We start from the raw sequence: 11933 nt of genomic DNA, 5'->3' as shown, positions 1-11933 counted from the left end.
CATGCTGAACTTCGAGACCCGCACCGGCCCCGACTTCGGGGCCCTCGCGCCCAGCTACCCCGCCAACACGGTGCCCGAGTGGTACCGCGACGCCAAGCTCGGCTTCTTCGTGCACTGGGGCCTCTACTCGGTGCCCGCCTGGGGCACCACCCACGGCCCGGGCGGCGTGCCGACCGAGGACGCGTACGCGCACCACCAGTACGCGGAGTGGTACGGCAACACGGTGCGCATCGCCGGCAGCCCCACCTGGCAGCGCCACCAGGACGTCTACGGCACCGGCACGAGCTACGAGGACCTCGCCGACCTCTGGGACGCGAGCGCCTTCGACCCGAACGCCTTCGTCGGCTCCCTCGTCGACGCCGGCGCCCGCTACGTCGTGCCGACCACGAAGCACCACGAGGGCTTCTGCCTCTGGGACACGGCGACGACGCCGTTCAACTCCGCCCGTCGCGGGCCCAAGCGCGACCTCATCGCCGAGTTCCACGACGCCACGCGCGCCGCCGGCGCCCGCTTCGGCGTGTACTTCTCGGGCGCGCTCGACTGGCACGTGAGCGACTTCCCGCCGATCGAGTCCGACACCGACCTCTTCCGGTACCGCCGGAACGACGAGCGCTTCGCGCGCTACGCCGCGGCCCAGCTCGAGGAGCTCGTCGAGCGCTTCGGCCCCGACGTGCTCTGGAACGACATCGAGTGGCCGGACGGTGGCAAAGGTCGCGAGGAGTACGGCGTCGCCGCGCTGCTCGCGCGCTACTTCGCCCGGGTGCCCGACGGCGTCGTCAACGACCGCTGGGGCGTGCCGTACCACGGCTTCCTCACCCGCGAGTACACGCACGTCGAGCACGCCCTGCCGACGCCGTGGGAGTCCACCCGCGGGCTCGGCTTCTCCTTCGGCTACAACCAGGCCGAGGGTCCGGAGCACTCGCTCTCCGGCGAGGCGCTCGTGCGGCTGCTCGTCGACGTCGTCGCGAAGAACGGCAATCTGCTGATCAACGTGGGCCCGCGCGCCGACGGCTCCATCCCGGAGCTGCAGGCCGCGGCGATGGCCGAGATGGGCGCGTGGCTGCGGCGGAACGGCGAGGGCGTCTACGGCACCCGGCCGTGGCTGCGCACGGCCTCGGAGCACGGGGCGCCGCTGCGCTACACGAGCGGCCCGAGCGGCGCCTTCGTGCACGCGCTCGACCCGGCGGCGGGCGAGTTCGCCCTGCCCGCCGAGCTGGAGACCGCGGCCGCCGCGGCGCACTGGCTGGGCGACGGCGGCGCCGTGGACTCGGCCGTGCGCGACGGCCGCACGTGGGTCGCCGTGCCCGAGGCGCTGCGCGCTGCGCCGATCGCGGTGCTCGCGGTGCCGGCCTGAATCAGAGCGCCGCGGAGCGCAGCCACTGCTCGACGCCGGAGACGTGCACCGTCGTCAGCGCTTGGGCCAGCTCCGCGTCGCCGGCCTCGATCGCCTCGAGGATCGCGTGATGCTCGTGCAGCGTGCGGTCGACTGCGTTCTCCTGCGTGATGCCGCGCCAGATCCGCGCGCGGATGGTGTGACTCGAGAGCGAGTCGATGAGGCTGGCGAGGTAGCCGTTGCCGCCCGCCTGGGCGATGCCGGAGTGGAAGTGGAGATCGTGCTCGACGAGCTGCTCGACGTTCGCCTGCCGGTCGACGGCGTCGACGGCCTCGCGCAGCAGCTGGATGGCGTCGGCATCGGCGTTGCGGGCGGCGAGCGCCGAGGCGGCCGGTTCGAGGATGCGGCGCACCGCGAGGATCTCGAGCACCGACTGGTCGTCGTGCAGGTCGACGACGAAGGACATCGCCTCGAGCAGCAGCGAGGGCTCGAGGCTCGTGACGTAGGTGCCGTCGCCGCGCCGCACGTCGAGCACCCGGATGACCTCGAGCGCCTTGACCGCCTCGCGCAGCGAGGAGCGGGAGAGGCCGAGTTGTTCGCTGAGCTCCTTCTCGGGCGGGAGGCGGTCACCGGGGGCCAGCTGGCCCCCGGTGATCATCTCCTTGATACGGAGGATCGCTTCATCGGTGACGGCCATGGGGCGATGTTAGCGCGCGCCGGCCGGTCGGAGCCGCAGGGCCTGCATGCCGCCGTCGACGGCGAGCGAGACGCCGGTCGTGGAGCCCGCTCGCGGGCTCAGCAGGTACGCCACTGCGTCGGCGACCTCGGCCGCGGAGACGAGCCGGCCGTGCGGCTGGCGGGCCTCGAGTGCGGCGCGCTCCGCGGCGGGGTCGTCGGCCGAGTCGAGCAGGCGGCCGACCCACGGGGTGTCGGCGGTGCCGGGATTGACGGCGTTCACGCGGATACCCTCGCGCAGGTGGTCGGCGGCCATCGCCAGGGTGAGCGAGAGCACGGCACCCTTGCTCGCGCTGTAGAGGGCGCGCTGCGGAAGCCCGGCGGTCGCGGCGATGGACGAGGTGTTCACGATCGCCGCAGCGGGGGAGCGGCGCAGGTGCGGGAGCGCGGCACGGCTCGTCCGGGCGATGCCGACGACGTTGATGTCGAGCACGCGGTGCCACTCGGCATCCTCGTTGGCCGCCACGTCGCCCTGGGCGCCGATACCGGCGTTGTTCACGAGCAGGTCGAGCCGGCCGAAGTGCTCGGCGACCTGCGCGACGCCCGCGCGCACGCTCGCGTCGTCGGCGACGTCGACGGCGACCGCGAGGTCGGCGTGCTCGGCGCCTTCGGGGCGCAGGTCGAAGACGGCGACCTTGGCGCCGTCGGCGCGCAGGCGTTCGGCGATGGCGGCGCCGATGCCGCTGGCGCCGCCGGTGACGACGGCGACGAGCCCCTCGAGCGGAGCGGCCGATGAGACAACGGGTGCAGGAGTCATCGTGCGGCCTCCACGTAGTGCTGGCGCTGACGGCCGAGGCCGTCGATCTCGAGCTCGACGACGTCGCCGGCGCCGAGGTAGGGGAAGCGGCCGGAGAGCGCGACACCCTCCGGCGTGCCGGTGAGGATGAGGTCGCCGGGCTCGAGCACGAGGAACTGGCTGAGCTCGTGCACGATCCGGTCGATGCCGAAGATGAGGTCGGCGGTGCGCGAGTCCTGTCGCGGTTCGCCGTTCACCCAGCTGCGCAGGCGCACGTCGTCCGCGTCGATCTCGTCGTCCGTCACGAGCCATGGGCCGGTGGGGCAGAAGCCGGGGCCGCTCTTACCCTTCGACCACTGGCCGCCGGAGACGGCGAGCTGCCAGTCGCGCTCGGACAGGTCGTTGGCGAGCACGAAGCCCGCGATGTGCGCCCGGGCGTCGGCGGGGGAGCCGAGGTACGAGGCGCGTCGGCCGATCACGATGCCGAGTTCGACCTCCCAGTCGGTCTTCGTGCTGCCGCGCGGGATCTCGACCTCGTCGTCCGGGCCGACGACGGTGTTCGGCGCCTTCATGAAGAGCACGAGGTGCTCGGGCGGCAGCGAACCGGATTCGGCCGCGTGCGCCGCGTAGTTCATGCCGACGCAGTAGACCGCCGACGGGCGGGCGATCGGCGCGCCGACGCGGAGGGCGGCGGCGTCGGCGAGCTCGGGGAGCTCGCCCGCGGCCACGGCCGCCCGCGCGCGCTCCACGCCGTCCGCGGCGAGGAAGGCCCCGTCGAGCTCGGCGGTCAGCGGGCGCAGGTCGAGGTGGCGCGCTCCGTCGACGACGACGGGGATCTCGGCTCCTGGGGCTCCGAGGCGGGCGAATCTCATCGGGATCCTTTCGACGGAAGGTCAGCTCTCTCGCCCGTGAGAATCGGGGCGATTCCGGCATTCTCGCACAATCTGGCTCGCTTGACGCGCTAAACATCGGATGTCTATGCTCAGATCGCCAGAAAGGACGCCATGACCACGATCGCCGACGTCGTCACCCGCGACATCCGCTTCCCGACCTCTCGCACGCTCGACGGGTCCGACGCCATGAACCCCGATCCCGACTACTCGGCCGCGTACCTCGCGATCCGCACCGACGCCGCCGACGGGCTCGAGGGGCACGCCTTCGTGTTCACCATCGGCCGCGGCAACGACGTGCAGGTGGCGGCGATCGACACGCTCCGCGAGCACCTCGTCGGCCGCGACGTCGAGGAGCTGCTCGGCGACATGGGCGCCGCCTCGCGCCTGCTCATGACCGACTCGCAGCTGCGCTGGCTCGGGCCCGAGAAGGGCGTGATGCACATGGCCATCGGCGCCGTCGTCAACGCCCTCTGGGACCTGCGGGCCAAGCGCGCCGGCGAGCCGCTCTGGCTGCACCTCGCGAGGCTCTCGCCGGAGGAGCTCGTCTCCCTCGTGGACTTCCGCTACCTCAGCGACGCGCTCACCCCCGCCGAGGCGCTCGCGATCCTCCGCGCGGCGGAGCCCGGCCGGGAGGAGCGCATCGCGACGCTGCTCGAGCTCGGCTACCCGGCGTACACGACGAGCCCCGGCTGGCTCGGCTACTCCGACGAGAAGCTCGAACGACTCTGCCGCGAGGCCGTCGCCGACGGCTTCCCGCAGATCAAGCTCAAGGTCGGCGCGGATCTCGACGACGACCGCCGCCGCCTCGCGATCGCCCGCCGCACGGTCGGCCCGGGCTACCCGATCGCGATCGACGCGAACCAGCGCTGGGACGTCGCCGACGCCATCGCCTGGGTGCGCGCCCTCGCCGAGTACGACCTCGCCTGGGTCGAGGAGCCGACGAGCCCCGACGACGTGCTCGGCCACGCCGCGATCGCCGAGGGCATCGCGCCCGTGCGCGTCGCGACCGGCGAGCACGTGCAGAACCGCATCGTGTTCAAGCAGCTGCTGCAGGCCCACGGCATGGACGTCATGCAGATCGACGCCGCCCGCGTCGGCGGAGTGAACGAGAACCTCGCCAATCTGCTGCTCGCCGCGAAGTTCGGCGTGCCGGTCTGCCCGCACGCCGGCGGCGTCGGGCTCTGCGAGGCCGTGCAGCATCTGTCGATGTTCGACTTCGTCGCGGTGTCGGGCACGATGGAGGGGCGCATGATCGAGTACGTCGACCACCTCCACGAGCACTTCGTCACCCCCGTCGTCATCGAACGGGGGCGCTACCGCGCGCCCACGGCAGCCGGTGCGGGCACCGAGATGCTCGCCGCCTCGATCGAGACGCACACCTGGCGCGGCGCGCACGCCGAGGCCACCGCATGAGCCTCGCCCCCGCCCTCGCCGCCCGCATGGGCCGGCTCGGCTACGGCTCAGCCTCGATCGGCAACCTCTACCGCGAGGTCAGCGATGAGGCGGCCGAGGCCGCGCTCGAAGCGGCGTGGGCCGGGGGCATCCGATACTTCGACACCGCCCCGCACTACGGCTTGGGCCTCTCGGAACGGCGCCTCGGCGCCTTCCTCGGGCGGATGCCTCGCGCCGACTACGTGCTCTCCACGAAGGTCGGTCGCGTGCTCGAGCCGAATCCCGACTTCGCCGGCGGCGACGACCGGGCCAACGAGTTCGCCGTGCCCGACCGCACGGTGCGCCGCTTCGACCCCAGCGAGGCGGGGGTGCGGCGCAGCATCGAGGACTCGCTCGAGCGGCTCGGCGTCGACCGCATCGACCTCGCGTACCTGCACGACCCCGACGCCTACGACCTCGACCGCGGCCTCGCGGAGGGGCTGCCCGCGCTGCAGCGACTCCGCGACGAGGGGCTGGTGGAAGCGATCGGCATCGGCACGAACGACGCGGCGGCCGCGACCCGCGCCGTGCGCGAGGGCGAGCTCGACGTCGTCATGATCGCCGGCCGCTACACGCTGCTCGAGCAGCCCGCGCTCGCCGAGCTGCTGCCGGCCTGCGCGGAGCGGGGGGTCGCGGTGGTCGCCGCCGCGGCCTACAACTCAGGGCTCCTCGCCACCGACGAACCCTCGGCCGCCGCGCACTACAACTACGCGCCGCCGTCCGCGGAGATCCTGGAGCGCGCCCAGCGGCTCGCCGCGGCGTGCCGGGCCGCGGGCGTGCGGCTTCCGGTCGCGGCGCTGCACTACCCGCTGCAGCATCCGGCGGTGCAAGCCGTCGTCGTCGGCTCCGCGCGCGCCGCCGAGGTGCAGAAGAACCTCGCTCGATTCGACACGCCCGTGCCGGCAGCGTTCTGGGCCGAGCTGCGGGAGGCCGGACTCATCCCGTGACCGTCATCGACGCCCACCTGCACCTCTGGGACCTCGACGCCGTCGAGATCCCGTGGCTCACGCCGTCCCTCGGCCCGCTGCACCGCAGCTTCGGCGCCGAGGAGGCTGCGGCGGAGCTGCGCGGGGCGGGCGTCGACGCGGCAGTGCTCGTGCAGGCGGCGGACTCGCTCGCCGAGACGCGGTGGATGCTCCGCACCGCCGACGCCCACCCGTGGATCGCCGGGGTCGTCGGCTGGGTGCCGCTCGACGACGAGCTCGCCGCGCGGACCGCACTCGACGGGGAGCTCGCGGGGGAGACCCGGCTGCGCGGCATCCGCCACCTCGTGCACGACGACCCGCGCGACGAGTTCTTCGCGCTGCCCGGAGTGCGCGCCTCCCTGACGGAGCTCGCCCGTCGTGGGCTCGTGCTCGATGTGCCCGACGCGTGGCCGCGACACCTCGGCCCGGCGACCGCCGCCGCTCGCGCGACCCCCGAGCTCACCGTCGTCGTCGACCACCTCGCCAAGCCGCCGCTCGGGCGGGACGGCCTCGACGCCTGGCGCACCGCCCTCGCGGAGGCCGCCGCGCTGCCGAACACCGTCGCGAAGTTCTCCGGCCTGCACCTGCCTGGCACGGTGCTCGACGTGGCGCTCGCCTCGGGGCTGCTGGAGCTCGCGCTCGAGCTCTTCGGCGCCGACCGCGTCATGTACGGCGGCGACTGGCCGATGTCGGTGCCGCACGGCGGCTATGCTCCCACCTTCGCCGCGATGCGCGCAGCCGTCGACCGGCTGAGCCCCGACGAGGCGGCCGCCGTCCTCGGCGGCACGGCCGCCCGGGTGTACGGCCTGCGCGACGTCCCGTCCCTGCGCACCGCGAGCTGATCGCGACCCACGAGAGGATCCCCATGCTGCACGGCATCCACCCGCTGCTCACCGGCGAACTGCTCGCCGCCCTCGACCGGCTCGGCCACGGTGACGAGCTCGTCGTCGCCGACGCGAACTTCCCCGCCTACTCCGCCGGTGCACCGGTCGTCGAGGCGGCCGGCATCGCGTCGCCCGCGCTCGTCGCGGCGATCCGCACGGTGCTGCCGGTCGATGCCTACGAAGGGCCGGCCGTGCTGCTGATGACCTCCGAGGACCCGGAGCCCCCGGCGGTGCAGCGCGAGCTCGTGACGGCCGCCGCGGCGGCGCCGGGCCGGGTCGACTCGCTCGAGCGCTTCGCGTTCTACGAGCGCGCCGCGCGGGCACGCCTCGTCGTGCGCAGCGGCGAGCTGCGCGCGTACGGCAACCTCATCCTGCGCAAGGGTGTGGTGCGCGCCGCGGGGCCGATCGCGCCCGCCGAGTAGGCGAGCTCGCTAGTTCGCCGGGGTCTCGGCCGGCTCCTCCTCGGCGGGCGTCTCGGCCGGGGCGTCGCTCGCCGGGGCATCCGTGCCGGCCTTGACGGCCTCGACCTCGGCCTCGGTGTACCCGCAGTAGTTCACGGCCTCGCTCTCCCAGCGCTTGGTGAGCCGGTCCTTGCCCGCGGCGTGGGCCTCGGCGACCGTGCCCTCGTAGATCTGGTTGTCTTTCGACTCCTTGTTCACGTCGGGCACGTCGGCGCAGACGTGGAACACCGAGCCCGACTTGGTCCAGTAGACGAGGTCCTCGCCCGTCAGCTGGGCGACGAGGTTCGACTCCTCGGTGTACTGCTCGACCGACGGGGGGTTGTAGTCGACGCCGAGCGCGACGGCACCGCCGCCGATGACGATCGCGATGATGCCCGCGATCGCCTTCTGCTTGCCGTCCAGGTCCTTGTTCGTGAAGATCAGCACGATGAGCGGCAGGAAGGCGATGACCGCGATGATCGCGCCGAGCTGGTTCTGCACGAAGAAGCGCACGGTGTCCTGCTTCGAAGCCGGGTCCAGGCGGTTCGCCTTCTTCCACAGCACCGAACCGGTGATGGCGAGCGCACCGATGACGACGGTCAGCCCGATGAGCAGCCAGAGGTTGACCGGGCTCTGCCGGAGCACCCAGAAGATCGCGACGGCCTCGCCCGCGATCGCGAGCAGCCACAGCACGCCCGCGATGATGCGGAAGCGGGTGGCCTGCTGCTTCGCCTCGGGCGTCGGCGTCCAGCCGGGCGCGGGCTCGGCGGCGTCGCCGGAACCGCCCGCGGCGCTCGTGCGTCCGGAGGCGCCCTTCGACGCCGCCGTCTCGACGCGGACGACCTTCTTCTTCCGCTGCTCAGCCACGCGATTCCCTCCAGGCGCTCGGATGTCGCGATGAGCCTATTGGACGAACGGGCCGTGTGCGTAGCCCCGCGGCACGCGCCGCAATGCTCATCGAATGGGCGTCCCGGCCGCCCGGTACCCTGGCCCGATGAGCCAGGAGCCCCGTCGCCCGCTTCCCGTCGAGATCGCCGTGCAGGACGCCGCCGGCGCCAGGATCGCCCTCGACGGCGGCGCCGCCCGCGTCGAGCTGTGCCTCGCCCTCGGCCTCGGCGGCCTGACCCCGTCGGCCGGACTCATCGAGGCGAGCGCCGAGCTCGCCGCCGATCGCGGCGTCTCCGGCTTCACGCACGCGCTCATCCGCCCGCGCGGCGGCGGCTTCGTCTACGACGCCGAGGAGCGCCGCGAGATCGTGCGCGACATCCGCCTCGCCGTGCGGCTCGGCGCCGACGGCGTGGTCGTCGGCGCCCTCGACGAGGCGGGTGGGCTCGATCTCGACGCGATCGCCGAGTTCCGGGATGCCGCGGGCGACGCCGACGTCACCGTCCACCGCGCCGTGGACGCCGCCGCCGACCAGCTCGCCGCCGTCGCCGCGCTCGCGGAGCTCGGCGTGCGCCGCGTGCTCAGCTCCGGGGGTGGCGCCGACTGCCGCGCCGGGCTCCCGATGCTCGAGCGGATGGTCCAGGCCGCCGAGGGGCGGCTCGAGATCATGGCGGGGGGCGGCGTGCGGATCGACGACATTCCGGCGCTCGCCGCGGCCGGGGTGGACGCCGTGCACCTCTCGGCCCGAGGCCGCGCCCTCCGCGGCGGGGCGAGCGGTCCCGGGGGTGGGGTCGACGGCTTCGACGAGACCGATGCGGCGCTCGTCGGCGCCGCGGTGGAGGCGGCCGGCCGGGCACGCGGGCGCGGCGTGCCCCGCGACTAGGCTGGGAGGCATGGCCCACCCCGATTCCGACGACGAGGCCCTCAGCTGGGCGGGTGACGACGACGCGACGCTCGCCCCTGGCTGGAAGCGCGTCGGCACGCCGACGCCGGCGAGTGGCGAGCGCGTATCGGACGCCCCCTCGACCGTCGCGCCGGACGCAGCCGCGGGCGATGCCGCGACCGCCGTCGACCAGGCATCCGACGAGACGCCCGACCAGGCGGACCGCACCGGGCAGACCGGCTCGGTCGAGCTCGTCGTGCTCGGCATCCTCGGCGGCGTGTACCTGCTCTACGCCGTGGGCTGGTTGATCGTCGCCACGACTCCGGCCCCCGAGCTCGCCGACCCGGTGGCGACCTTCATGTACGGCCTCGGCCGCTGGTTCGCGGTGCTCGCGCCGGCGCTCTGGTTCGGCGTCACGCTGTGGCTCTGCGCCGAGCGGCATCGTGCCCGGCTGCTCTGGCTCGTCGCCGGGGCCATCCTGTTCGTCCCGATCCCGTTCCTGCTGCGAGGCTGACATGACCGACGCATCCGCTCCCGCCGAGCAGCCGGAGACCTCCACCGAGCCTCGCACCGACGCCGCGGCGGTCGATGCCGCCGAGGCATCCGCCCGGCCGGCCACCCCGCTCTGGCTCGCCGTCGTCATCGCCGCCGTCACCGGCGTCTTCTACGCGTACGACGTGTGGGAGGCGGTCGGCAACCTCGTCGGCCTGAACCTCTACGCCGACAGCCTTGGCGTCGGGCTCACCGCCTACGGCGTCGTCGTGCTGATCGTCGGCGTGGTGCTGCCGTTCCTGGTCTATGCGGTCGCCTTCTGGCTCGGCCGGCGACGCGGCCCCCTCGGCCAACTCGCCCTGTTCGTCGTCGGCTACGCGCTCGTGCAGGTGCTGAGCGCCGACGTCGCCGTGCTGTTCGGGCTCAACGGCCTCGACCTGGGCTGAGGCCGGCCGCCGACCCCGGCTCGGCGTCACAGAACGAGACGCTTCGTCACACTCCAGTAGCATTGGCGCAAGGCGCCCCCACGGCGTGTGGCGCATGCACCCCCACCGCAACCCGCGCTTCGCTGCGCGCATGCCCCGAAGGAACCGTTCGTGTCAAAGCCGGTCGTGCTGATCGCCGAAGAACTCTCGCCCGCCACCGTCGACGCCCTCGGGCCCGACTTCGACGTCCGCAACGTCGACGGCACCGACCGGGCGGCGCTGCTGTCCGCGCTCGCCGACGCCGAGGCGATCCTCATCCGCTCGGCCACCCAGGTCGACGCCGAGGCCATCGCCGCGGCGAAGAAGCTGAAGGTCGTCGCCCGCGCCGGCGTCGGCCTCGACAACGTCGACGTCAAGGCGGCGACCGCCGCGGGCGTCATGGTCGTCAACGCGCCGACCTCGAACATCATCTCGGCGGCCGAGCTCACCATCGGGCACATCCTGAGCCTCGCCCGGCACATCCCCGCCGGCCACGTCTCGCTCTCGGCGGGGGAGTGGAAGCGCTCGGCCTACACGGGCACCGAGCTCTACGAGAAGACGGTCGGCATCATCGGCCTCGGCCGCATCGGCGCCCTCATCACCGCCCGACTGCAGGCCTTCGGCATGGAGGTCATCGCCTACGACCCGTACATCACGGCCGCCCGGGCGCAGCAGCTCGGCGTGCAGACCGTGTCGCTCGACGAACTGCTCGAGCGCAGCGACTTCGTGACGATCCACATGCCGCGCACCCCCGAGACGCTCGGCATGATCGGCGCCGAGCAGCTGCAGAAGATGAAGAAGACCGCGTACGTCGTGAACGTCGCGCGCGGCGGCCTCATCGACGAGGCGGCGCTGCACGACGCACTCGTCTCGGGCGAGATCGCCGGTGCCGCGCTCGACGTCTTCGTGCAGGAGCCGCCGAAGGAGTCGCCGCTGCTCGGCCTGCCGAACCTCATCGTCACCCCGCACCTGGGCGCCTCGACCGACGACGCCCAGGAGAAGGCGGGCATCTCGGTCGCCAAGTCGGTGCGGCTCGCCCTCGCCGGCGAGCTCGTGCCCGACGCGGTCAACGTCGCCGGCGGCGTCATCGACCCGTACGTGCGTCCCGGCATCCCGCTCGTCGAGAAGCTCGGCCAGCTGTTCGCGGGCCTCGCGCACGGCGCGCTCACGAGCCTCGACGTCGAGGTGCGCGGCGAGCTCGTCGACTACGACGTCAGCGTGCTGAAGCTCGCGGCGCTGAAGGGCGTGTTCACGAACGTCGTCTCGGAGAGCGTCTCCTACGTGAACGCGCCGCTCCTCGCGGAGCAGCGCGGGGTGCAGGTGCGCCTCATCACCGAGTCGGACAGCCCCGAGTACCGCAACGTCATCACGCTGCGCGGCGCGCTCGCCGACGGCACCCAGGTGTCGGTCGCGGGCACGCTCACGGGTCCGAAGCAGTCCGAGAAGCTCGTCGGCATCGACGGCTACGACCTCGAGGTGCCGATCGCGAAGCACCACATCGTCATGACCTACGCCGACCGCCCCGGCATCGTGGCGATCTACGGCCAGGAGTTCGGCGAGGCGGGCATCAACATCGCGGGCATGCAGATCGCCCGTCGTGAGGCCGGCGGCACCGCGCTCAGCGTGCTGACGGTGGACTCGCCGGTGCCGAGCGAGGTGCTCGACCGCGTCCGCGAGGCCATCGACGCGCAGGTCTTCGTCGAGATCGACATCACCGAGTAGGCGACCCCGCCTCGCTCTCTCGACTTGCCCGACTTTCATGAAAGTCGGGCAAGCACCTTCACCTGACTTG

Annotated in this window: 13 protein-coding genes; 9 read left to right on the top strand and 4 right to left on the bottom strand. The window is 73.1% G+C overall.

Annotated features, from left to right (window positions below; all coding sequences use genetic code 11):
* Position 1: 1 nt before the first annotated feature.
* Positions 2-1354, top strand: a complete 1353-nt coding sequence (locus ACFWE1_RS01980) for an alpha-L-fucosidase (RefSeq protein ID WP_376931875.1) — start codon at positions 2-4, stop codon at positions 1352-1354.
* Position 1355: 1 nt separating this feature from the next.
* Here the strand turns inward: ACFWE1_RS01980 and ACFWE1_RS01975 are convergent, their stop codons facing one another.
* The 3 genes from ACFWE1_RS01975 to ACFWE1_RS01965 are packed head-to-tail and all read right to left on the bottom strand — an operon-like array spanning position 1356 to position 3676.
* A complete protein-coding gene (locus ACFWE1_RS01975; RefSeq protein ID WP_189084697.1) occupies positions 1356-2030 on the bottom strand; it encodes a FadR/GntR family transcriptional regulator in 675 nt (224 codons plus the stop codon).
* A gap of 9 nt (positions 2031-2039) precedes the next feature.
* Complete coding sequence (locus tag ACFWE1_RS01970; RefSeq protein ID WP_376931874.1) at positions 2040-2825, bottom strand: SDR family NAD(P)-dependent oxidoreductase; 786 nt, start codon at positions 2823-2825, stop codon at positions 2040-2042.
* A complete protein-coding gene (locus tag ACFWE1_RS01965) occupies positions 2822-3676 on the bottom strand; it encodes a fumarylacetoacetate hydrolase family protein (RefSeq protein ID WP_376931873.1) in 855 nt (284 codons plus the stop codon). Before ACFWE1_RS01965 ends, ACFWE1_RS01970 begins: the two co-directional genes overlap by 4 nt.
* A 132-nt stretch (positions 3677-3808) precedes the next feature.
* On the opposite strand from ACFWE1_RS01965, the gene ACFWE1_RS01960 reads away from it, so the two are divergent.
* Genes ACFWE1_RS01960 through ACFWE1_RS01945 form a run of 4 tightly spaced genes read left to right on the top strand, consistent with a single transcriptional unit; the run spans position 3809 to position 7399 of the window.
* Positions 3809-5110, top strand: a complete 1302-nt coding sequence (locus ACFWE1_RS01960; protein ID WP_376931872.1) for an enolase C-terminal domain-like protein — start codon at positions 3809-3811, stop codon at positions 5108-5110.
* Positions 5107-6075 (top strand): aldo/keto reductase, encoded by a 969-nt coding sequence (locus tag ACFWE1_RS01955; protein ID WP_376931871.1) that lies wholly within the window; start codon positions 5107-5109, stop codon positions 6073-6075. Before ACFWE1_RS01960 ends, ACFWE1_RS01955 begins: the two co-directional genes overlap by 4 nt.
* Positions 6072-6935 (top strand): amidohydrolase family protein, encoded by an 864-nt coding sequence (locus ACFWE1_RS01950; protein ID WP_376931870.1) that lies wholly within the window; start codon positions 6072-6074, stop codon positions 6933-6935. Before ACFWE1_RS01955 ends, ACFWE1_RS01950 begins: the two co-directional genes overlap by 4 nt.
* Before the next feature lie 23 nt (positions 6936-6958).
* Positions 6959-7399: an RbsD/FucU family protein gene (locus tag ACFWE1_RS01945; RefSeq protein WP_376931869.1), complete on the top strand. Its 441-nt coding sequence runs from the start codon at positions 6959-6961 to the stop codon at positions 7397-7399.
* A gap of 9 nt (positions 7400-7408) precedes the next feature.
* Here the strand turns inward: ACFWE1_RS01945 and ACFWE1_RS01940 are convergent, their stop codons facing one another.
* On the bottom strand, positions 7409-8284 hold the full coding sequence (locus ACFWE1_RS01940) for a hypothetical protein (protein ID WP_376931868.1): 876 nt from the start codon (positions 8282-8284) through the stop codon (positions 7409-7411).
* Positions 8285-8411: 127 nt separating this feature from the next.
* Here ACFWE1_RS01940 and ACFWE1_RS01935 point away from each other — a divergent pair, with 127 nt between their 5' ends.
* The 4 genes from ACFWE1_RS01935 (at position 8412) to serA (ending at position 11863) form a co-directional block, all read left to right on the top strand.
* Positions 8412-9185: a copper homeostasis protein CutC gene (locus ACFWE1_RS01935; protein ID WP_376931867.1), complete on the top strand. Its 774-nt coding sequence runs from the start codon at positions 8412-8414 to the stop codon at positions 9183-9185.
* Between the two features lie 10 nt (positions 9186-9195).
* The gene (locus tag ACFWE1_RS01930) at positions 9196-9699 is read left to right on the top strand and encodes a DNA polymerase III subunit gamma/tau (RefSeq protein ID WP_376931866.1); all 504 of its coding nucleotides are present in this window, start codon (positions 9196-9198) and stop codon (positions 9697-9699) included.
* A 1-nt stretch (position 9700) separates the two neighbouring features.
* Positions 9701-10123 (top strand): hypothetical protein, encoded by a 423-nt coding sequence (locus ACFWE1_RS01925; RefSeq protein WP_376931865.1) that lies wholly within the window; start codon positions 9701-9703, stop codon positions 10121-10123.
* 150 nt (positions 10124-10273) lie between these two features.
* A complete protein-coding gene (gene serA / locus ACFWE1_RS01920) occupies positions 10274-11863 on the top strand; it encodes a phosphoglycerate dehydrogenase (protein WP_376931864.1) in 1590 nt (529 codons plus the stop codon).
* Positions 11864-11933 lie beyond the last annotated feature (70 nt).

This window comes from Agromyces sp. NPDC060279 (assembly GCF_042726785.1).
Lineage (GTDB): Bacteria > Actinomycetota > Actinomycetes > Actinomycetales > Microbacteriaceae > Agromyces.
The sequence above is the reverse complement of the archived record's forward strand: the minus strand, read 5'-3'. Positions and strand labels throughout refer to the sequence as shown.